The organism is Adlercreutzia murintestinalis (assembly GCF_943192905.1).
Lineage (GTDB): Bacteria > Actinomycetota > Coriobacteriia > Coriobacteriales > Eggerthellaceae > Adlercreutzia_A > Adlercreutzia_A murintestinalis.
Genome location: NZ_CALPCC010000007.1, coordinates 20,348 through 39,770 on the forward strand (window position 1 = coordinate 20,348; position 19,423 = coordinate 39,770).

General features: G+C 62.4%; 15 protein-coding genes and 1 tRNA gene. 12 read left to right on the top strand and 4 right to left on the bottom strand.

The features are described 5' to 3' along the window. Nucleotides 1–24: 24 nt before the first annotated feature. The 6 genes from NFR19_RS03345 to NFR19_RS03370 all read left to right on the top strand — a co-directional run bounded on the left by NFR19_RS03345 (nucleotide 25) and on the right by NFR19_RS03370 (nucleotide 6,559). Nucleotides 25–1,365 carry an adenylosuccinate synthase gene (locus tag NFR19_RS03345; RefSeq protein WP_251212370.1) on the top strand — a complete coding sequence of 447 codons (1,341 nt, stop codon included), beginning with the start codon at nucleotides 25–27 and terminating at the stop codon, nucleotides 1,363–1,365. 54 nt (nucleotides 1,366–1,419) lie between these two features. After that, on the top strand, nucleotides 1,420–2,709 hold the full coding sequence (gene purD, locus NFR19_RS03350) for a phosphoribosylamine--glycine ligase (protein ID WP_251212371.1): 1,290 nt from the start codon (nucleotides 1,420–1,422) through the stop codon (nucleotides 2,707–2,709). Between the two features lie 9 nt (nucleotides 2,710–2,718). Then, the gene (locus NFR19_RS03355) at nucleotides 2,719–4,071 is read left to right on the top strand and encodes a coproporphyrinogen III oxidase family protein (protein ID WP_251212372.1); all 1,353 of its coding nucleotides are present in this window, start codon (nucleotides 2,719–2,721) and stop codon (nucleotides 4,069–4,071) included. Nucleotides 4,072–4,093: 22 nt separating this feature from the next. Next, nucleotides 4,094–4,573, top strand: coding sequence for a prepilin peptidase (locus NFR19_RS03360; RefSeq protein WP_251212373.1), 480 nt, complete (start codon nucleotides 4,094–4,096; stop codon nucleotides 4,571–4,573). A 62-nt stretch (nucleotides 4,574–4,635) separates the two neighbouring features. Further along, nucleotides 4,636–4,711: transfer RNA gene (locus NFR19_RS03365), tRNA-Phe, on the top strand. A 372-nt stretch (nucleotides 4,712–5,083) separates the two neighbouring features. Then, nucleotides 5,084–6,559, top strand: a complete 1,476-nt coding sequence (locus NFR19_RS03370; protein WP_251212374.1) for a hypothetical protein — start codon at nucleotides 5,084–5,086, stop codon at nucleotides 6,557–6,559. 127 nt (nucleotides 6,560–6,686) lie between these two features. Here the strand turns inward: NFR19_RS03370 and NFR19_RS03375 are convergent, their stop codons facing one another. After that, the gene (locus NFR19_RS03375) at nucleotides 6,687–8,021 is read right to left on the bottom strand and encodes an ATP-binding protein (protein WP_251212375.1); all 1,335 of its coding nucleotides are present in this window, start codon (nucleotides 8,019–8,021) and stop codon (nucleotides 6,687–6,689) included. A gap of 378 nt (nucleotides 8,022–8,399) precedes the next feature. Between NFR19_RS03375 and NFR19_RS03380 the strand changes: the two genes are divergently transcribed. Genes NFR19_RS03380 through NFR19_RS03400 form a run of 5 tightly spaced genes read left to right on the top strand, consistent with a single transcriptional unit; the run spans nucleotide 8,400 to nucleotide 16,076 of the window. Beyond that, the gene (locus NFR19_RS03380) at nucleotides 8,400–10,745 is read left to right on the top strand and encodes a DUF6020 family protein (RefSeq protein WP_251212376.1); all 2,346 of its coding nucleotides are present in this window, start codon (nucleotides 8,400–8,402) and stop codon (nucleotides 10,743–10,745) included. After that, nucleotides 10,742–11,212, top strand: coding sequence for a 5-(carboxyamino)imidazole ribonucleotide mutase (gene purE, locus NFR19_RS03385; RefSeq protein WP_251212377.1), 471 nt, complete (start codon nucleotides 10,742–10,744; stop codon nucleotides 11,210–11,212). Before NFR19_RS03380 ends, purE begins: the two co-directional genes overlap by 4 nt. 38 nt (nucleotides 11,213–11,250) lie before the next feature. Next, nucleotides 11,251–14,160: a thiamine pyrophosphate-dependent enzyme gene (locus NFR19_RS03390; RefSeq protein WP_251212378.1), complete on the top strand. Its 2,910-nt coding sequence runs from the start codon at nucleotides 11,251–11,253 to the stop codon at nucleotides 14,158–14,160. After that, nucleotides 14,153–14,851 carry a 2-oxoacid:acceptor oxidoreductase family protein gene (locus NFR19_RS03395; protein ID WP_251212379.1) on the top strand — a complete coding sequence of 233 codons (699 nt, stop codon included), beginning with the start codon at nucleotides 14,153–14,155 and terminating at the stop codon, nucleotides 14,849–14,851. Before NFR19_RS03390 ends, NFR19_RS03395 begins: the two co-directional genes overlap by 8 nt. After that, nucleotides 14,835–16,076 carry a phenylacetate--CoA ligase family protein gene (locus tag NFR19_RS03400; RefSeq protein WP_251212380.1) on the top strand — a complete coding sequence of 414 codons (1,242 nt, stop codon included), beginning with the start codon at nucleotides 14,835–14,837 and terminating at the stop codon, nucleotides 16,074–16,076. The genes NFR19_RS03395 and NFR19_RS03400 overlap by 17 nt, the downstream gene beginning before the upstream one ends. A gap of 189 nt (nucleotides 16,077–16,265) precedes the next feature. On the opposite strand, the gene NFR19_RS03405 is transcribed toward NFR19_RS03400, so the two are convergent. The 3 genes from NFR19_RS03405 to NFR19_RS03415 all read right to left on the bottom strand — a co-directional run bounded on the left by NFR19_RS03405 (nucleotide 16,266) and on the right by NFR19_RS03415 (nucleotide 18,752). Further along, a complete protein-coding gene (locus NFR19_RS03405; protein WP_251212381.1) occupies nucleotides 16,266–17,903 on the bottom strand; it encodes a sodium:solute symporter family protein in 1,638 nt (545 codons plus the stop codon). 209 nt (nucleotides 17,904–18,112) lie between these two features. After that, nucleotides 18,113–18,277 carry a hypothetical protein gene (locus NFR19_RS03410; protein WP_251212382.1) on the bottom strand — a complete coding sequence of 55 codons (165 nt, stop codon included), beginning with the start codon at nucleotides 18,275–18,277 and terminating at the stop codon, nucleotides 18,113–18,115. A gap of 103 nt (nucleotides 18,278–18,380) precedes the next feature. Beyond that, nucleotides 18,381–18,752 carry a DUF488 domain-containing protein gene (locus tag NFR19_RS03415; protein WP_251212383.1) on the bottom strand — a complete coding sequence of 124 codons (372 nt, stop codon included), beginning with the start codon at nucleotides 18,750–18,752 and terminating at the stop codon, nucleotides 18,381–18,383. Between the two features lie 195 nt (nucleotides 18,753–18,947). Between NFR19_RS03415 and bfr the strand changes: the two genes are divergently transcribed. After that, nucleotides 18,948–19,412 (top strand): bacterioferritin, encoded by a 465-nt coding sequence (gene bfr, locus NFR19_RS03420; RefSeq protein ID WP_251212384.1) that lies wholly within the window; start codon nucleotides 18,948–18,950, stop codon nucleotides 19,410–19,412. The last annotated feature ends 11 nt before the right edge of the window (nucleotides 19,413–19,423 follow it).

Sequence of the window (19,423 nt, forward strand, 5' to 3'; positions counted from 1 at the left end):
ACGAACCCGCTGAAAGGACTTCAGATGCCATCCACAGTATTGGTAGGCACGCAATGGGGCGACGAGGGAAAAGGTAAGATCACCGACCTCATCTCCCGCGACTTCGACTACGTGGTGCGGTTCCAGGGCGGCAACAACGCCGGGCACACCGTCATCCACGGCGACACCAAGCTCGCCCTTCATCTCATGCCCTCTGGCGTGGTGCACCCCGACGCGGTGCCGGTCATCGGCAACGGCGTCGTGGTAGACCCCGGCGTGCTGGTGAAGGAAATGGCGCTGCTGGAAGGCGAGGGCATCAGCTGCGACAAACTGCGCATCAGCTGCGACGCGCACGTCATCATGCCCTATCACAAAGCGCTCGACGGCGCCGAAGAGAAGCGCCTCGGCACCAATCAGATCGGCACCACCAAACGCGGCATCGGCCCGTGCTATCAAGACAAGGCGGCCCGGCGCGGCATCCGCATGCAGGACCTGCTTGACGAGAAGATCTTCCGCCTCAAAGTGGAAACGGCACTGGCCCAGAAGAATCCCATCCTCTCGAAGATATACGGCCTGCAAACCTACACCGTGGAAGAGATCTGCGAAGAGTACCTGCCCTACGCTCGCATCCTGCGCGACCACGTGTGGGAAACCGCCCAGCTTCTCAGCAAAGCGCTACGCCAGGGTAAGAACATCCTGTTCGAGGGCGCGCAGGGCACCATGCTCGACATTGACCATGGCACCTACCCCTACGTGACCTCTTCCAGCTGCGTAGCAGGCGGCGCCTGCACGGGCGCCGGCGTGGGCCCGGGCGAGATCGGCCGCGTGCTCGGCATCCAGAAGGCCTACGTCACGCGCGTGGGCGGCGGCCCCTTCCCCACCGAATTGAAGTTCGCCGAAGACGGCGGCACCGGCCAAGACGCCGCTGACGGCGAAACGCTCTGCCAAGAAGGTCACGAGTACGGCGTGACCACGGGACGCAAGCGCCGCTGCGGCTGGTTCGACGCGGTCATCGCGCGCTACGCCGCCCAGGTGAACGGCCTGACGCACGTGGCGTTGACCAAGCTGGACGTGCTCTCGGCCTTCGACACCATCAAAGTATGCGTGGCCTACGAATGCGACGGCAAGGAATACGACTACTTCCCCATGCAACAGAGCGTGCTGTTCCACGCCAAGCCGGTCTACGAGGAACTGCCTGGCTGGAAGGGGCACGACCTCAGCGGCGTGCGCGATTACATGGAGCTGCCCGTGAACACGCGGCGCTACATCGAATACCTGGAAGAGCTGGGCGGCGTGCCCATGAGCCTGATCAGCGTGGGGCCCGACCGCGACCAAACGATCATCCGCGAAGATTGGCTCGAGGCCGAAGCGGATATGGCAAGATAGACCACAGCAGCAACACCGCAAGAGCGATCACGCACGGTCCTGGAGGATATGAGCATGAACATTTTGGTTTTGGGAAGCGGCGCCCGCGAACATGCCATCGCGAAGGCGCTGAGCGAGTCTGAGCTCGCTGATGCCCTCTTCGTGGCACCCGGCAACGGCGGCACCAGCGCGGTGGCTGAAAACATCGCGCTCGATCCGGAAGATGCCGCTGCTGTGCTGGACTTCGCGCGCAACCACAACGTGGGGCTGGTCGTCATCGGGCCGGAAGCGCCGCTGGTGGCAGGCGTGGCCGACGAACTGCGCGAAGCTGGCATCGCCGTGTTCGGCCCCGATCGGGGAGGCGCCATGCTAGAGGGCTCCAAGGAGTTCGCCAAGCGCTTCATGGAAGTGAACCAGATACCCACGGCTGCCTACGCGGCGTTCGAGGCGCTCGAACCGGCGCTGGCATACATCCGCGAGCAGGGCGCGCCCATCGTGGTGAAAGCCGACGGCCTAGCTGCGGGCAAGGGCGTCGTGGTTGCCGAAACGCTCGAAGATGCCGAAGAGGCGGTGCGCGCGTGCTTCAACGGCGCGTTCGGCGATGCAGGCGCGAAGGTGGTCATCGAGGAATGCATGCGCGGCCCAGAATGCAGCATGCTCAGCTTCGTCACCAACGGCCGCAGCTTCCCTATGGCGCCGTCGCAAGACCACAAGCGCGCCTACGATGGCGATACCGGCCCAAACACCGGCGGCATGGGCGTGTACAGCCCCGTGCCCATCGTGACCGATGACGAGATGGCCACCATGGTTGACATCATGGCGCGCGCGGCAGCCGCAACGGGCGCCGATGGTGAAGCGCACGACTACCGCGGCACGCTCTACGGCGGTTTCATGCTGACCGAAGATGGCCCGAAGATCGTCGAGTTCAACGTGCGCTTCGGCGACCCGGAAACGCAAGTGGTGCTACCGCGCCTCAAGAGCGACCTGGGGCATGTGATGCTGGCGGTGGCCGAAGGGCGCGCCGACGATATCGACCTTGACTGGGCTGACGACTGGGCCGTTGGCGTGGTGCTGGCAGCCGAGGGCTACCCGGGCAGCTATCCGAAAGGCGACGTCATCCTTGGCATCGAAGAGGCCGAAGAGATGCCGGGCGTCACCGTCTACCACGCTGGCACCACCCACAATGCCGACGGTGAACTGGTCACCAATGGCGGACGCGTGCTCACCGTGGTCGGCACCGGGCCTTCTTTCGAGGAAGCGCGCGACCTTGCCTACGAAGCGTGCGAGAAGATCAACTTCCGCGGCAAGCAACTGCGCCACGATATTGGCCTGAAAGCCCTGCGCGGCCGCTCATCCTGGGAGTAAGGCGCCGCCATGCTCTCTGAAAAGCTGTTGACCACCGTCGTGCGGAAGACCACCGATCAGTATCTGAAGCTCAAGCAAACGGCCGACACGCGCATGCCCGCACCGAAACCGGGCCAGCCCTACATGCTCTACATGCACGTGCCTTTCTGCGAGCGGCTGTGCCCGTATTGCAGTTTCAACCGCTTCCCCCTGCAGGAAAGCAAAGCGCGGCGCTACTTCGAGAACATGCGTACCGAGATGCTGATGCTGGCTGATGCGGGCTACGATTTCGAGAGCGTCTACATCGGCGGAGGCACGCCCACCGTGCTCATCGACGAGCTCTGCCGCACCATCGACCTGGCGCGCGAGACCTTCCCGAGCATTCGCGAAGTTTCAAGCGAAACGAACCCGAACCATCTGACGCGCGACTATCTGGAAAAGCTGCACGGGCGCGTGCAGCGGCTCAGCGTTGGCGTGCAAAGCTTCGATGACGGGCTGCTGCGCCAGATGGATCGCTACGAGAAGTACGGCAGCGGCAGCCAAATACAGGAGCGTCTGGCCGAAGCCAGCCCGTATTTCACCAGCTTGAACGCCGATATGATCTTCAACTTCCCCGCGCAAACCGAAGATATCCTGATCAGCGACATCGAGCGCGTCATCGCAAGTGGCGTCAGTCAAACCACGTTCTACCCGCTGATGGCAAGCCCCAGCGTGCAGAAGAGCCTGGCAAGCACCGTGGGCGCGGTGGACTACGCGCGCGAGCAGCGCTTCTACGAGATCATTTGCGAACTGCTGACCGGCGCGCTGCCCGGCGTTGCCACCGGTGCGCTCGGGCCGCACGGCGAAGCGGGGCTGTTCACGTTCGGCAGCGCCTGGACGTTCAACCGCAAAGGCGCCGATGCGGGTGACGATGCCATGATCGACGAGTACGTGGTGGACTACGAAGAGTACCCGGCCATCGGGTCGGGCGGCATCACATATCTGGGCGACACCCTGTATGTGAACACGTTCAGCGTGAACGACTACAACGATGCCATCGAAGGCGGCTCCATGTCCATGATGGGGGCCACGCGCTTTAGCCTGCGTGACCGCGTGCGCTATCGCTTCATGATGCAGCTGTTCGGGTTGCGCCTTGACAAGCGCCAGTTCAAGCGAGATTTTGGCATGAGCGTTGAGCGAGGGCTACCTGTTGAGATGGCTTTCATGCGCGCCAGTGGTGCGTTCGCTACCGACACCGCCGACGAACTGACCTTGACGCCGAAAGGCCGCTACCTGACCGTGGTCATGATGCGGCAGTTCTTCATCGGCGTGAACAACCTGCGCGATCAGGCGCGCGCGGCGCTGACCGGCGAAGAGCGCGAACTGCTGTTCTCCTGCCTGTAGAGCGCCGGGAGCTACCGCTACCATGAACCTGCCGCTGCTTGATGGGGCTGCCCTGGTGGCGCTCACTGCGCTGCTGATCGTTGCAAGCGCGGTCGATCTGCGGCAACGCATCATTCCCAACGGCGTGGTCATTGGGCTGGCAGCGGTGTGGGCTGCCTGGCAGGCAGGGCGCCTGCTCCTAGGCGTCGGTTGGCAGCCAGTGATAGATGGCCTGGTGGGCGCGGCGATCATTGGCGGCGGCTTGCTGGTGTTCACCCTGCTCTACGAGCGCATCACCCGCAAGCAAGCCATGGGCGGCGGCGATATCAAGCTGATGGCCGCCTGCGCGCTGTACCTGGGCCTTGAGCGAGGTGCCCTGTGCCTGCTGATCGCTTGCGCGCTGGGCGTGCTGCTTGCTGCTATCATCCCGCACACGCGCTTCGCCCGCGCCGACGAACGAGCCGCCATGCCATTCGGCCCCGCCATCGCGCTGGCAACGCTGGGCTGCCTGCTGATCCCCTAGCACGCGAGAATCGCGCAGCATTTGCACGGAATCCGTGAAACGTTTAGAATATTCGTGCTTTTGGTCGGGTAGCTCAGTTGGTAGAGCAGCGGACTGAAAATCCGCGTGCCGAGGGTTCAAGTCCCCCTCCGACCACCAGAAACAGTCAAAGGCCTCCGTCCGGGGGCCTTTGTGCTTCTCACGCCAGCACCACCCGAGCGCCTCCGGATCCCGTTTCGCGCAACAGGGATACCCGAGCGCGCTGCACTCTGTTACAATCCACCATGCCAGAAAAGCGTTCTTCATTGAAGGAATGCGAGAGAGAACTTAATAGCTCGTGTGAGCACGCGCGGGAATTTAAACAGCGCTCAGGAGGGCATCTGCCTTTCAAGGCTGTTTTGATTCATGCGCTTGTGCTCATGCTCTTACATTCTTGCTTTTCTGGCGAACTGTGGCGGATGCCCTCCTTGTCGCCAGGATAGTGCGTGGGCCTCTTCCACAACCATAGAAATTGGGGACGAAAGGAACACTATGCACGCAAGAAGAACGGCGCAGTGGCCAAAACGGATACTGTCCATCCTCTGCGCGATCGCGCTGACGGCAGGAGTGGCACTTCCCTGTGCCGCTTTCGCTGGCGCTGACGAAGCAGAAGGGCCCACAGCCCTAGAGGTCAGCGACACCACCGAGCCCACCACGGAACAGCCGGATGTGACCGCGCCGATCAGCGAGGGAGATACTGCTGACACCGATGCTGAGACCACGGACACGGACGCCACCGAGTCCACCGATGCTGCCGATACCGATGCGGACGCCGACGATGAGGCCGCAAATACAACCGTAGACGCGGATACTGCTGATACCACGACGACCGATGCTGACAAAGCTGATGATCCTCAGACGATACCAAGTCTTCCTGCGAGCGCCGAGACGATAACGAGCGCCCCGGGCACATGGCAGGATATCCCCGTCTACTCCTATCCTTTAGCCAATGGAAAGAAATCCCTTGATGTGACGGTGCGTGCAAAGCTGAATGCGAGCATTGCCCCAGCAGGATCCACGGTATTCGCAACGCTTGAGTACGGCGGATTCGATGACGAAAGCGAAGTTACAGACGTCTTGAACGGCTTCAATACGTGGGCATTCATCACGCTGTTTGTTAATGGATCTGCTATCGATGGCAAGGGTTTCGACGAGGTTGAAGTGACGCTTCTTCGCACTCCGATCAGCTGGAAGTCCATCTATGAAGAGCCCACATACGCGACCGCTTCTAACCCCATCTATGTGTATATCACCGATAGCACGGGAACTTTGGCACGGTTTATCGCTAATGGTTCGCCCATCACGTTCGCACCCCTGAATTCCGGCCGTGCCGGAGCCACCGCAGAGTTCACCATTTATACGGGCTATCCCGTTAAGGACGATACAACGAGCGATGCAGGCTCCGATGCCGCGAACAACCTGACCGTGACCGGCAACACCGGCATCAAGGCCAGCGGCGACCTACAAGGGCCGAACATCCCTGAGAACGCTGACATCGAGATCGCCACTTCGGTGGTCACCTCCGGTGCTGCCTTCGACGACCTCAACGATACCATGGGTGACAGCCGCATCAGCGACGTGTACGAGATCACGCTGCTGGTGAACGGCAAAGAGGTGCACGACGGATTCGGCACGCTGACCATCTCCATGCCCATCGATGCCCAGTACAACGGCCATATCATCATCATTTACCACCGTCATCAAGACGGCTCCATCACCACCTCGCACGCACTGGCGAAAGATGGCTACGTCACCTTCACCGTGACCGACCTGTCCTCGTTCGCACTGGCTGACGGCGGCCTGCCGGAAGCTGAGGCCGAGCAGACTTCCAATGTGGGCGCTACGCTGACCCAGACCGGCGACGAGGCTCCCTTCGCTGTGCTGGCGCTGGTCGCTTGCCTAGCCGCCTGCTGCATGGTTGTGGCTCTCCGCTTCGGCTTCAAGCCGAAAGGCCAGCACGTGAAATAGCGCGCTGCCTGGCGGCATGCCTCAGTGGCACACCGCCGAAGGCATTGCTGGTACCGTAAGGGCTCGCCTCATGCGAGCTGAACCCTGATAGCGGGACTGGGAACGAGCGTTTCCAGTCCCGCTTGCTTTACTCTCCCTTTGCGGCCAGGTCCAGCAAATGCGTCAAGCGACCGGCCATGAAGAGCGGGACATTCAGAAGGCCATCGTCATAGGAAAGATTCTTCAGGGAGAAGCGCACAGCAACCGGCGTCTGCGGGCCAAATTTCTCGCGATACTTACGCAAGCTCTTGGCACGCACGTTCTCGCCCGCTTTCACCTCAACGGGCACGATGTCGTTCTCGTGCTGGATCAGGAAATCAACTTCATAGCGCGGATTGTCCACCGCCCAGTAGCGCGGCTCCCCATCCAACTGCGGCCGCAGCTCTTGCATCACGTAGTTCTCCGCCAGCGCCCCCTTGAATTCCGTGAACAGCCGATCCTGCTCCGTGATAGCCGACGGCGCCAGCGCACAGAACCGCCGCAGCAGCCCCACATCTAGCAGGTACAGCTTGAACGCCTGCGGCTCGTCGTAGGCTGAAAGCGGTAGCCCTGGCTTGCTGGCCCGTTTCACCTTCGCCAGCAGATCGGCATTGACCAGCCACTGAACGGCGTCCTCGTATTCGCGGGCTCGCGCGCTCTCACGCACCAGGCTGTACAGGAACTTCTTATTCTCCCGCGCCAGCTGCGACGGCATCGACTGCCACACCAGCTGTATCTTCGGGAACAGGCTGTGGGCCGCATGCTTCTGGAAGTCCAGCGCGTACAGGTTCAGCAGATCGCTCAGGATGTTCTGCAGCGCCGTCACATCGCGCGCTTCCACCCAACTGAGCACCGCCTCGGGCATCCCGCCGGTCAGGAAGTACAGCCGCAACTTCTCGAGCAACGGATTGAAGAAGGCATCCGGCAGCGGTTCAAGCCGATCCACGCCGCGCAGATAGGCCGCCAAATGCCCGTCACCATTCGCATCCAAGAATTCCTCGAAGGACATCGGGTACAAGTCAAGCACATTCACCTTCCCGACCGGAAACGACGCGGGGTGCGAAAGCGCCAGCCCCAGCAGCGACCCCGCGCAGGCCACGTCGTATTCGGGCGCGTCCTCGCAGAAGTATTTCAGCGCCGCGATGCAATCCGGGCACGCCTGGATCTCATCGAACACGATGAGCGTCTTGCCGGGGAAGATGGGCTGCGCGCTGGCTGCTGTCAGGTTCTCGATGATGCGTCGCGGGTCTTTGGTAGTTTGGAAGAACTGGTGATATTCCGTGTTCAGGTCCAAGTTGAAATAGGCTAGGTTCTCGTAGGTCCGACGGCCGAATTCCATCAAGGCCCAGGTCTTCCCCACCTGACGCGCGCCCCGTAACAGCAGCGGTTTATGGTGCGGATCCTGTTTCCAATCCGCCAGCCGATCCAAGATGAGCCGTTCCATAGGCTGCTCCTTTCCTCGCTGCTGGCACCACGATATCACGGAAATATACAAGATTCCGTGATGGAAATCACGGAATCTTGTATATTTCCGTGATATTTCGGGAAAATGATGCGACCGCTGCCCTTCTTCGCTCAGTGGCTGCATCACGTTCACCGTGACCGATCTATCCTCGTTCGCGCTGGCCGACGGTGCCCCTACGCTTCAGCCCGCTCACCTACTGCGGTAACCCATGGGGTTTCTGCACAATGAGCACACAGCAGCGCGGCGAAACAAGTAAACTACTGGGTACGGATTCTACGCGTTGGTTCGCGCCATACCGCTGGCTGCGGAACCGCAACGCGCAACGGGCATCTCAAGAAGGGGCAGGCTGATCTGAGCGTGGATGCTGGGAACAAGATGCGGGCGAGCGACTGGCTGCTGCTGATCGTGATAGCGCTGGTGGTGGCCACGTGCGGCGTGGTGGGCACCTCGTATGTTTCCGGCCAAGGCGAGCCCACGTTCGACCTGACCGAAACAGCCATCCTGATCGGCATCTTCACCGTGGTAGCCGCCGTGGTCATCTTCCTGGTGGACAAACTGTTCGCCTGGGTCTTTCGCACGCGCCATGCGGAGTTGCCGCCCGAGAGCATGCCAGCTCCCCTGCCTGATGGCGCCCCCTACCCCTATCCCGCCGACTTCTTCACGGAATACATCGTGGTGGATGAGCACGGCACCGAAGTGACAGTGCGAGAGACGTTCGACGACGCTGACGCGCACGGCTTCATCGAGGCCATCGAAGAGGTGCCGTTTCCCGAGCCTGACGAGCCGAACGCGGCGGGCGCACCCCGCGTGTCGGTCATCTGTTTCGGCCCGAAGGATAAGACCGAGCGACGGCCCATTCGCGATCTGGCCCGCTACCCGCTTTACGAGTTGGACCATGTGGCACAGCGGCAATTCAGCGTTGCGCCCGAGCAGGTGATGGCACACGCCCTTGATGCGGCAATGGGCGCGCCTGTTGACCCGGCGTTGTTGGATGACTCCGTACCGCTGCACGCTCCGGCCGCCGACGCCACTGTGGCAGCAGATGCCGCAGTTCCCCTGCCCGATCCCGCTTTCACAGCGGGTGCACCCGCACATGCGGCACATGCAGCGCAGGCCGCCGCTGCCGCACCACAGCCGAAACGCACCTTCCTGGGCCGCATCACTCCGGCATGGCGCCCGACCAGCATCATCATCTTCTGCGCGATCATGGCTCTGTTCTGGGCGCCGTGGTTCATCGCCAATTTCCCCGGCGGCACCTATTGGGACACTTACTATCAGATCTTCCAGATCTACCCCGAGAACCACCCCATCGCCATCATTCCCTGGGCCGAGATCTACGACCAAACGCTGACCGATGCATGGCTGGTCGATCATCATCCGGTGCTGACCACGCTGTTGTACGGCGCGTTCGGCTGGGTTTCCGACCAGCTCACGGGCAATTGGATGGCTGGCGTGGCCGCCTTCTGCGTACTGCAAGGCATCGCGACCATCGTGGCGTTCACCTGCGCGATAGCCTACCTGCGCCAGCGCGGCTGCCCGATCGTGCTGTGCTTTCTGGCCTACGTATTCTTCTGCATCATGCCGTTCATCAGCACGTGGGCCATGTGCATGGTGAAAGACAGCCTGTTCGGTGTGCTGTGCGTGCCGTACTTCATCATGCTGTTCGAGGCGGTGCGCACGCGCGGTCAAAGCCTGAGCAGCGTGCGGGCTATCGTGCTGTTCGTGATCGTAGGGCTGCTGCTCTGCCTGACGCGCAAGATGGGCATCTTCATGGTGGTGCCCACGGCGCTGATCGCCGCTCTTACGCTGCGACCGCCGAAGGGCATGACAGCGGCGAACTTCGCGGGCATCTACCCCGACGCGGCCGCGGTGCCGCCGACGAAACCGCGCAGCGCCGCGGTGGCCTGCTTGGCGCAAGCGCTCACGTGCGTGCTGGTCATGGGGCTGCTGCTTCCCTACGTCATCTTCCCGCTCGCGCACATCGCGCCGGGCGGCGCCCAGGAGACGCTGGGACCGCTGTTCCAACAGACCGCCCGCTATCTGCGCGACCACGGCGACGAGATCTCCGTGCAGGAGAAACGCGCCATCACCGCGGTGCTGGACTACGACAAGCTGGCCGATCAGTACCAGTACGACTTCGCCGACAGCGTGAAGTATCGCTATAACTTGGATGCCACCCCTGAGCAGCTCGTGGATTACCTGCATGCCTGGGCCACCATGGGCGCGCGGCACCCCGATTCTTACCTGGCAGCGTTCGCGTCGCTGGCCGGGTTCTACGTGGCGCCCACCGCGTATGCCAACATCCGCATGGTCACGGTGGACACGCACATGGGCCCCGACGACCGCTACATGCTGTGGAACCCGCCCGAGTTGGACGAGCTGCGCCATGGCCTTGACGACGCCTATACCGCAGTGGCCGAAATGCCCGGCGTTGACCTGCCGCTTCTCATCGTGACGTATGCGTTCTGGCTGCCTGCCTGCCTGATATTCATCTGCGCACGGCGACGCCTGCGCGCGGGCACGCTGCTGGTACCTTCGCTGATCATGTTGGGCTTCGTTCTGATAAGCCCGGTGTATGATGCCCGCTATTGCGTGCCTATCTTCGATCTTGCGCCGCTTCTGATCTGCGCGTTCGGCGCCATTGGCGCTACAATGTATAGCAAGTATGCTGCAACGATGGATTGGACGAGAAACACCCGATGAACACGCCTTCAGAACAGCCGCTTGTCGGCATCATCATGGGGTCCCAAAGCGACATGCCAGCCATGGAGCCCTGCATGGCACAGCTGGAAGAGCTGGGCATCCCGTATGAAGTGAAAGTTGCCAGCGCGCACCGCAAGCCCGACGAAGTGCATGCGTGGGCCGCGAGCGCCGAAGAACGCGGCATGCGCGTGATCGTTGCGGCGGCGGGCAAAGCGGCGCATCTGGGCGGCGTAGTGGCTGCCTACACGCCTCTGCCCGTGGTGGCGGTGCCCATGAAAACCAGCGACTTGGGCGGCCTGGACAGTCTGTTGTCCATGGTGCAGATGCCCAGCGGCGTTCCGGTGGCCTGCGTTGCCATCAACGGCGCGAAGAACGCAGCCATCCTGGCCGTGCAGATGCTCGGCTGCGGCGATGCTGCGATGCGCGACAAGATTCGCGCGCTGAAAGAACACATGGCGAACGCCTGAGTGCGAGCCTGAGCGAAAGGGCTTGAAGGGAACGTAGGATGACGAAGAAGCTGCTCATGGGCAACGAAGCCTTCGCGCACGCGGCGCTGGAAGCTGGCGTCAGCGTGGTGGCGGGCTATCCGGGCACTCCCTCGTCAGAGCTGGTGGAAACCGTGGCGCGTCTGCAAGGAAACGGGCGGGCACAGGGCGTGCACGTGGAATGGTCCACCAACGAAAAAGCCGCCCTTGAGGTGTGCGCCGCGGCAGCCATGAGCGGTGCGCGCGCCCTGTTCACCTGCAAGCAAGTGGGCTTGAACGTTGCCAGCGACGCCCTGCTCAGTCTGAATTATGTGGGCGTGCGCGGCGGCCTGGTGCTGTTCGTGGCCGACGACCCCGGCCCCATTTCGTCGCAAACCGAACAGGACACGCGGCGTTTCGCCAGCTTCGCGAAGGTGCCCGTGTTCGATCCAGCTACGCCCGAACAGGGCTTCGCCATGATGAAGACCGCCTTCGAGCTGTCCGAAGAGTACGGCACACCGGTGATCGTGCGACCGACCACGCGCATCAATCACGCTTCCACGTTCTTCGATGTGGAGGACACCACCGCAGCTCGCCCGCTGATCGGCGGCGGCTTCAAGCACGACCCGGATCGATGGGTCATCTTCCCCAAGCGCTCGTTCGAGGCGCACGGCCAGATCAACGACCGACTGAACAGCATGACGCGCATCTTCTCGCTGGACCCGCATTACGCGCAGTTCTTCCCATCGTTCGAGAAGATGGGCGAAAGCGCGCCGGGGGTCATGGGCGAAGCGCCGTACCTGGGAATCGTCTGCGGCGGCGTGTCAACGCAGTATGCGCGCGAGGCGCTGGAGCTGCTGGAACGGCTGGCGGAGCGCGCCGGTGGTGCGGCGGCGGGCGCGAAGATCCCGCCGTATCGTTTCATGCAAATGGGCATTGCCTACCCGTTCAACAACCGCGTTGCACGGCGCTTCATGAACGGCCTGTCGCACGTGCTCGTGCTGGAAGAGCTTGATTCCACGTTGGAGGAAAGCCTGATGGTGGCCGCGTCAGGCGGGTTCCTGTCGGCGCACATTCACGGCAAGCTGACCGGAGAGGCTCCCACGCGGGGCGAGAACTCCACCGAGAACATGGCGTACGCCATCGCGCATTTCTTCGACGAGTACACGAAAGCGCCCGTGCCGACCCCGACTCCTACGCCTACGCCTACGGCTACGAGCAAGTCCGAGCCGCGCGAAGACGAACAGGCGGACACCGCGGATGCGACCAGAGCGGCAGAAGCGAAGGAAGGCCGCCGCGGCTCCACCAGCCATGAGCGGCGTGGCGCGCATCGCGTTCCCGATCACGTGCGCGACGAACCGCCCGAGCCAGAGCGACGAATCGGGCTGATCGGCGTGGCGGCCGAGCTGCAAGCGCAGCAACCGGAGCCCGCTGCTCCCGAGCGCGTTGCGCAGCGGCACGCTCAAAGCGCGGCAAGCCGCCGCCAGGCACAGAGCGCCGCGCGACGTCGACAGGCCCATGCTGCACGGTATCGTTCACCTGCGTCGAAGGTGGCTACGGGCGACCTTGGCGCGAGTGCTGCCCAAGAAGCCGCACCAGCAGAGGCGCAAGCAGCCCCCACTCCTGCGATGCCGCGCGTATCGCTCGTATCGCTGGTCGATACGCAGTTGGGTCCGGATGCTCTGCTGCACTACCAGGGGGCTCTACCTCCCCGCCCACCAGTGCTCTGCGCAGGATGCCCGCATCGCGGGGCTTTCTACGCAGTGAAAGGCGCGCTCGACAAGATGGGAGTGCGCCGCGACGATGCCATCTTGTGCGGCGATATCGGCTGCTACACCCTGGGCAATGCCCTGCCGCTTGCCGCCGTTGATACGTGTTTGTGCATGGGGGCGGGCATCACCATGGCACAAGGGTTCGCCGCCGTTGAGCCCGGCCGCAAACAGGTGGCGTTCGTGGGCGACTCCACGTTCTTCGCCAGCGGCATGACCGGCATCGTGAACGCCGTCTACAACGGGCACGATATCACCATCGCCGTGCTCGATAACGCAACCACCGCCATGACCGGCAGCCAGCCGCACCCCGGCACAGGCCTCACGCTGATGGGCGAGCGGCGCGAACCGGTGCGCATCGACGCCATGCTGGAGGCCATGGGCGTGGACATGATCCTGTACGCCGATCCGCTCAACCGCGCGCAGGCTGAGGAGATGACGGTGCGCGCGCTGCGACACGCGGGGCCTTCGGCGATCATATTCCAGAGCCCCTGCGTGTGGATGAAACCGTTCGGCATTCCCGCCGAGGTTGACCCTGAGGCATGCACGGGATGCAAGCGCTGCATCACCGACATCGGGTGTCCGGCCATTGCCTTCAACCCGGACGCGCGCGGGCGCAAGAGCGGTCTGCGCGGGCAGGCGGTGATCGACCCGAGCCTGTGCAACGGCTGCGGTCTGTGCACGCAGGTGTGCCCCTTCGGCGCCATCAGCGTGCCGAACATGCTCGATTACGCCGCGCGCGACCTGGGTAGCGTGCGCGTGGGCAGCGGCACCGCCCGTACGCTGACGAGCAAGAAGGCGGCGGCCGAGCTGCTGGCTGATGAGCGCTCGAACATCGAAGAGGTGGGCGATACCATGCCGCCCGAAGAAAACGAGGCCGCCCCTGAAGAGGCTGCTGACGCGGTGGCAACAGCGGCGCCCGATGAGGCCGATCCGCTTCCCGAAGAAGCTGAACTGGCGGCAGAAGTGACGACCGAGCGGGCTGCTGCCGACGAAGCTGCCGAAGCCGAGGACGCGGTTGATAGCGATGTTCCTTCCCAGCCCGAGGGCGTGGTGCGCACCAAGGAAGTGGGTTCGGTGGAGCTTGATCCGCTGGCCTTGTTCGGTGGCGCGCTGACCTTGAACATCGGCGACGAGCGAGCAGGCGCAGATGACACGGGAAGCGAGGAAGTCCATGGTTAATATCCTGCTGACCGGAGTGGGCGGTCAAGGCACCGTGCTGGCCGCGAAGGTGCTTGCCATGGCGGCGGCGGCCAAGGGTTGGCAGGTGCGCACCGCTGAGACCATCGGCATGGCGCAGCGCGGCGGCAGCGTGGTCAGCCATGTGCGCATGGGCAACAACGGTGAGGATGTGCACGCGCCGCTCGTCACCCACGGAACCGCCAACCTGATCGTCGCGTTCGAGCCCGGTGAGGCTGCGCGGTGCCTGGATTACCTGGCGCCCGGCGGCACTGTGGTTACCGCCACCACCGTGGTAGAGCCCATTTCCGCAGCGCTTGATTCCGCGCCGTATCGTTCGGCTGACCTGGTCGAGGGCATCAAGCTGACGTTCTACAACCACGTGGCGGCGCGCATCGCCTCCACCTCTGACACCTTCGCCACGTCCAGTATGCGCAGTCGGCGCAACGCCGCGCCGCATCATCGGCTGATCGCCGTGAACGACATGGCCGTGACCGACGCGCTGGGCGACAACCGCAAGGTGCTGAACAGCGTGCTCTTGGGAGCAGCAGTGGCGCAGTACTGCATGCCGCTTTCCATTGACGAGCTGAAAGGTGCGGTGCGCGCATGCGTCAAGCCGCAGTTCGCGCAGATGAACATCGATGCCATCGACGAGGTGGCCGAAGGGATTGACCGCTATGCACATGAAGCCTGAGCAACTTGAGCTGATCCGCGAGCAGCTGCGCACCATCAAGGATCGGTCGCAATTCTACGCGAAGAAGTTCGACGGGCTGGACGTGGCCGACGTTGCCAGCCAAGCCGATTTCGAGCGGCTGCCGTTCAGCGAGAAGGACGACCTGCGCGCCGCCTATCCGCTGGGGCTGCAAGCCGTGAGTGATGCCGAGATCGTGCGCATCCACTCATCCAGCGGCACCACGGGCACCCCGGTCATCATCCCCTACACCGCACAAGACGTGACGGATTGGGCTGTGCAGTTTGCGCGGTGCTTCGAGATAGCGGGCGTAGACGTGCTGGACCGCATACAGATCACCCCGGGCTACGGCCTGTGGACCGCCGGTATCGGCTTCCAGGCAGGTTGTGAGCGCTTGGGCGCTATGGCCATTCCCATGGGTCCAGGCAACACCGAGAAGCAATTGCGCATGATGAGCGACCTGCAGTCCACGGTGCTATGCGCCACGTCGTCGTACGCGCTGCTGCTGGCCGAAGAGATCACCAAGCGGGGCATGCGCGACAAGCTGGCGCTGCGCAAGGGCGTGATCGGCAGCGAGCGCTGGGGCGAGAAGATGCGCCAGCGCATCCAGAACGAACTGGGCATCGAGATCTACGACATCTACGGCCTGACCGAGATATACGGCCCGGGCATCGGCATCAGCTGCGATGCGCACCACGGCATGCACATCTTCGAGGACTACTGCTACATCGAGATCGTGGATCCCGAGACCGGCGCGGTGCTGCCCGACGGTGAAGAGGGCGAGCTGGTGATCACCACGCTGCGCAAGCAAGGCGCGCCGCTGATCCGCTACCGCACGCACGACCTGACGCGCATCCTGCCCGGCAGCTGCACCTGCGGGCTGGGCGAGCACCATCCGCGCATCGCCACGCTGACCGGCCGCACCGACGACATGTTCAAAGTGAAGGGCTGCAACATCTTCCCCGCGCAGGTGGAGGAGGTCATCGCCATCACCGACGGCACCTCAAGCGAGTATCAGGTGATGATCGAGAACATCAGCGGCACCGACGTGATGACCGTGCTGTTCGAGACGCCGCTTGAGGGTGAGGCGCGCGAGGCCGCCGAACAACAGCTGGCCACCATCTTCAAGGCGAAGATCGGCTGCACCCCCGAGGCGAAGGGCGTGCCGGTAGGCGAGCTACCGCGCAGCGAGAAGAAGACGAAGCGCATCTTCGACAGCCGCTATTAATTCCGCCGACCTCAGAGGTCCTCGCTGATTTCCCTGGACGAATCTGATCGCCTTAAGGCTCTACAAAAAAGCCCCGATGTCATCGCAGCGCGATTCTGCAGCGCTAGAAAAATGCGCTATATCTCATCGCATTTTTCGACGCGCGAAGCCCAGCGCAAGATGAAGTCGGGGCTTTCTCCGAAGAGCCCTTTACGAGCTTCTCACCGTGTCGATAGCCTCCTGCACTGCCGGTGCGATACCTTCACGTGCGCCATCCTCAGCGCTGCCCGGCACCGGTTCGCCAGCTGCTTCTTGGGCCGCCACTTCGGCCTCGAACGCACGGTCGCCCGCCGACAGGCGCGAGGGCGGATCGAGCGGGAACTCCTTCGCGGGCGTGACCAGGCTGACCAGCGGCACCACCGCCAGCGACAGCAGCATGCACAGCGCACCGCAGTTGATGGGGCTGGCGATGAGCGGCGTGCCCGCGAAACCCATGATCATGTTCACAGCGGTCAGGCCCACGCCAATGGCGAACGAGCACCACACGGCCGCCTTCGACACCTTCTTCTTGTACAGGCCCCACAAAAACGGCCCCAGGAACGCGCCAGCCAACGCACCCCACGAGTAGCCCATCAGCTGCGCGATGAACACGATGGACGAATGGTATTGCAACAGCGCGATACCCGCCGATATGGCAATGAACAGCACCAGCAATGCGCGCATGCTGACCAGCTGCTTCTTCTCGTCCATATCTTTTATGAAGTTGCCTTTGATCAGGTCGATGGTCAGCGTGGATGACGAGGTGAGCACCAGTGAGCTCAGCGTGGACATGCTCGCCGACAGCACCAGCACGATGACCAGGCCGATCAAGATATCGGGCAGCGTGGAGAGCATGGTGGGGATCACCGAGTCGTAGATGGGCGTGCCGTTCGCGGCGTATTCGATCTGGCCTTCGTACAGCCGCCCGAACCCGCCGAGGAAGTAGCTGCCGCCCGCCACTACGAACGCGAACAGCGTAGAGATGATGGCGCCTTGTTTCACCGCCGGGCCGCTCTTGATGGCGTAGAACTTCTGCACCATTTGCGGCAGGCCCCACGTGCCCAGCGACGTCAGGATCACCACGCCGAGCAGATTGAACAGGTCAGGCCCGAAGAAGCTGACGAACGGCCCTTGCATGGCGCTGCTCTCGGCTGGTATCTGCGAGAGCGCCACGATGGCTTCGCTGAAGCCGCCGTTGCTCATAAGGACCGCCACGATGACCGCCGTGATGCCCAGCAGCATCACGATGCCCTGGATGAAGTCGTTCATCACGGTGGCCATGTAACCGCCAACCACCACATAGATGCAGGTGATGACCGCCATGCCGATCACGCACACATCGTAGGGCAGGTCGAACGCCATGCCGAATAGCCGCGACAGGCCGTTGTAGACGCTGGCGGTGTAGGGGATCAGAAACACGAAGATGATGGCCGCCGCCGCGATGCGCAGCGCCTTCGAGTCGTAGCGCTTGCCGAAGAACTCCGGCATCGTCTGCGCGCCCAGACGATGCGTGATCTCGCGCGTGCGGGGGCCGAGCACCCACCATGCCAACAGACTGCCCAAAATGGCATTGCCGATGCCAGCCCAGGTGGCCGCAAGGCCATACTTGAAGCCGAATTGCCCGGCGTAACCCACGAACACCACCGCACTGAAATAGCTGGTACCGTACGCGAATGCGCTCATCCAGGGGCCCACTTTGCGCCCGCCCAATACGAAACCGTCCACGGTCTTGGTCGACCGGTTGCAGTAGATGCCCACGCCCACAGCCACTGCCACGAACACCAGCACCAGCACTATTTTCGCTATCATCTCAACCCTTTCCGAATGCGCCCCTACCAGGCCCGCTCAACATGTCTTCCCGTCCGTGACGTTTGTCCCAGCTGGGTTCACGCTCGCTGCCTCAAGGCCGCCCATCTGCTGCCTCAAGCCCGCTCAACGTGCCTTTTCACCGATGACGCACGCGACCTTTTGCCCCAGGGCATAAAAAATGGCCCGGGGCGAAAACCCGCGTGCCACTACTATCGGTAGATCTTCTTTTGGGAAATGGCCACCACGCAGCACTCGGCCAAGTGCTCGCTCATGACGGCGCACGCCGTATCGCAGCTCTTCTGCGCGAAATGCTGCGTCATGATGGCGCAGTCGTCCGCGGCGATCAGTGCGATATGTCTTCCCGTAAGATTCACGGGCGCTACTTTACCACAATGGAGCAGCGGCGCAGGGCAGACTTTGCTCACCTTGAGTGAATGAGCGGGCTATTAACCTGCGTGGTTTTGACAACTGCCCGCATCAGCTCTCCCCTGCTTCCATCTGCTTTTCCAGCCACTCTTTCAAGATGATGGCGTGATTGATCTTCGGATCGCGCGCAGCGTAGAGCAACGTGAGGGTCTGCGGGTTCGCTTCGCGCAGCTTCTGCGCATAGGCGATCGCCTCCGGGTTGGAGTTCAACTCGGCCAGATAGCGTGTCTTGAAGCGATCGAAATTCTCGGCTTTGTGGCCGAACTCCTTGCGCGCATCCGTGGACGGCGCGAGCACTTTCGCCCAATCGTCCATCTTCAAATCGACCTTCTTGATGCCGCGCGGCCACAGACGATCCACCAGGATGCGCATTCCATCGCCCGGTTCTGCCGGTTCATATACACGCTTGATCTGCACATTCATAAGAGTCGCCACCTCACTAATCCGCAGCCATTGCAGCCATGCTAGCACCCGCATATGAGAACGAGCAAACGAACCGGTTGCATGAAAGTAACAGCGCGCGCAGCACTCCGGCTCCCTGCGTCAAACGGCCTAGAATCGCATACATCGAAGGTTCGATCCGGTGCTGAGCCGGAGCTGAGAGAAAGGGATTGCGCCATGAAGGGCAACGAGAAGCTGATCGATAAACTGAACTATCTGCTGGAAGGCGAGCTGACCGCCATCAACCAGTACATGCTGCACGCCGAGATGTGCGAGGACTGGGGCTATGGAAAACTCTCCAAGAACTTCAAGGACCGCTCTATCACCGAAATGCACCATGCCGAACGCCTCATGGAGCGCATCTTGTTCCTGGAAGGCACGCCTATCGTCTCGAAGCTGGACAAGATGACCATCGGGTCCACAGTGCCTGAGCAGGTTGACAACGACCACGACCTGGAAACGAAGACGATCAAGGACTACAACGACGCCATCAAACTGGCAAGCGAGGTGGGCGACAACGCCACGCGCGACATCTTGAAGCAGATTCTGATGGATGAGGATCGTCACGAGGATGAACTGGAAGAGCTCCAGGATCAGATCGACCAGATGACGTTGCAGATCTTCCTGTCAACGCAAGTGTAGTCGAGCATACG

Bases quoted from the DNA above. Each gene is read 5' to 3' on its own strand.
- NFR19_RS03355 (WP_251212372.1), top strand. From the start codon at position 2,719: ATGCTCTCTGAAAAGCTGTTGACCACCGTCGTGCGGAAGACCACCGAT.
- bfr (WP_251212384.1), top strand. From the start codon at position 18,948: ATGAAGGGCAACGAGAAGCTGATCGATAAACTGAACTATCTGCTGGAA.
- NFR19_RS03390 (WP_251212378.1), top strand. From the start codon at position 11,251: ATGACGAAGAAGCTGCTCATGGGCAACGAAGCCTTCGCGCACGCGGCG.
- NFR19_RS03370 (WP_251212374.1), top strand. From the start codon at position 5,084: ATGCACGCAAGAAGAACGGCGCAGTGGCCAAAACGGATACTGTCCATC.
- purE (WP_251212377.1), top strand. From the start codon at position 10,742: ATGAACACGCCTTCAGAACAGCCGCTTGTCGGCATCATCATGGGGTCC.
- purD (WP_251212371.1), top strand. From the start codon at position 1,420: ATGAACATTTTGGTTTTGGGAAGCGGCGCCCGCGAACATGCCATCGCG.
- NFR19_RS03375 (WP_251212375.1), bottom strand. From the start codon at position 8,021: ATGGAACGGCTCATCTTGGATCGGCTGGCGGATTGGAAACAGGATCCG.
- NFR19_RS03405 (WP_251212381.1), bottom strand. From the start codon at position 17,903: ATGATAGCGAAAATAGTGCTGGTGCTGGTGTTCGTGGCAGTGGCTGTG.
- NFR19_RS03415 (WP_251212383.1), bottom strand. From the start codon at position 18,752: ATGAATGTGCAGATCAAGCGTGTATATGAACCGGCAGAACCGGGCGAT.
- NFR19_RS03345 (WP_251212370.1), top strand. From the start codon at position 25: ATGCCATCCACAGTATTGGTAGGCACGCAATGGGGCGACGAGGGAAAA.
- NFR19_RS03360 (WP_251212373.1), top strand. From the start codon at position 4,094: ATGAACCTGCCGCTGCTTGATGGGGCTGCCCTGGTGGCGCTCACTGCG.
- NFR19_RS03395 (WP_251212379.1), top strand. From the start codon at position 14,153: ATGGTTAATATCCTGCTGACCGGAGTGGGCGGTCAAGGCACCGTGCTG.
- NFR19_RS03400 (WP_251212380.1), top strand. From the start codon at position 14,835: ATGCACATGAAGCCTGAGCAACTTGAGCTGATCCGCGAGCAGCTGCGC.